This is a genomic window from Planotetraspora thailandica, assembly GCF_016863335.1.
GTDB lineage: Bacteria > Actinomycetota > Actinomycetes > Streptosporangiales > Streptosporangiaceae > Planotetraspora > Planotetraspora thailandica.
The window spans coordinates 1-878 of sequence record NZ_BOOR01000126.1 but is presented as its reverse complement, the minus strand read 5'-3'; the positions used below and the strand labels follow the sequence as shown (position 1 = coordinate 878).

Here is an 878-nt window from a genome sequence, read left to right as displayed (position 1 = left end):
GTGCCCCACGCGCTGTCGGGGTTGAGCTTCAGCACGACCCGGTTGATGTCGGCGTTCGCGCCGAGTTGCACGGCCAGCGTGCTCGGGTAGGAGCCGCTCGCGCCCTCCCAGTAGGTCGCCACGTTGTCGTCGACGGCGTTGGGCGGCACGAACGTGAAGACCGAACCCGACGCGGTGACCGCCTTGCCGACGGCGAGGTTGGAGCCGCCGCCACCGCCGCTGCCGTTGCGTGTGACGGTGTTGCTGTTGGCCGACTGCTTGCCGGAGGCGTCCTTGGCCCTGACGTAGTAGGACACGGTGGCCGTGGCCGGCTGGGTGTCGGTGTAGGTCAGGACGTTGCCCGCCACGCTGGCACGCAACGCGCCGTTGGCGTAGACGTCGTAGCCGGTCACGCCGACGTCGTCGGTGGAGGCGCCCCAGGTCAGCTTGATCTGACCGGAGCCGGGCTCGGTGAAGGACAGGTTGCCCGGCGCGGAGGGGGCCTGGGTGTCACCCGTGACCGGCCCGTACACCTCGAACTCGGAGATCTGGCCGGCGGGCCATCCGGTGTTGCCGGTGATGTTCAGCCGGACGTACCGGGTGGTGGTCGCGGTGAAGTTGATCGTCACCGTGTTGCCGGTCGCCGGGTTGAAGGTGTAGCCGGCGGAGGCGACGGTCGTGGTGGTGGGGGGATTGGAGGTGCCGGTCAGGACCGACAGGGTCTCGGTCCTGGTCTGCCAGGCCGAGGGGGCGGGGACCTTCAGAACGATCTGGTTCACGCTGACGGCGGACCCGAGGTCCACCTGAATCCACTGCGGGAAGGCGTTGTTGGCGCTCTCCCAGTAGGTGTTCTGGTTACCGTCGTTGGCGTTACCGGCCCCGTAGACGTCGGCGAAGCT

General features: G+C 68.6%; 1 protein-coding gene. It reads right to left on the bottom strand.

The annotated features are described in order from the left end of the window. Positions 1-878 (bottom strand): galactose-binding domain-containing protein (locus tag Pth03_RS41145; RefSeq protein WP_203949954.1); only part of this gene is annotated, 878 nt, incomplete at both ends.